The following is a 230-nucleotide window of genomic DNA, read 5'->3' on the forward strand; positions in this document are numbered from 1 at the left end:
TTTTGAAGACACAGGGAATTGACCTGCCCCGCCTCGGATTTGGCACATTTCGTATGCCGGGCGGAGGTTGCCAGCCAGTAGTTGAAAGTGCGCTGGAGCTTGGATACCGACACATCGACACCGCCGAGATGTACCAGAACGAAGAAGCCGTAGGCGCCGCAATTGCGGGCTCGGGTCTCGCGCGAAAGCAACTGCATCTGACCACCAAGGTATGGCACGAGAACCTCGCC

At 58.3% G+C, this 230-nt stretch carries 1 protein-coding gene; it reads left to right on the forward strand.

All coding sequences use genetic code 11. The features are described 5' to 3' along the window. Nucleotides 1–53 precede the first annotated feature (53 nt). A partial coding sequence (locus P0D96_RS48715; RefSeq protein WP_408321544.1) for an aldo/keto reductase occupies nucleotides 54–230 on the forward strand: 177 nt, incomplete at its 3' end.

Origin of the sequence: Paraburkholderia sp. RL17-347-BIC-D (assembly GCF_046027915.1) — a bacterium.
Classification (GTDB): Bacteria; Pseudomonadota; Gammaproteobacteria; order Burkholderiales; family Burkholderiaceae; genus Paraburkholderia.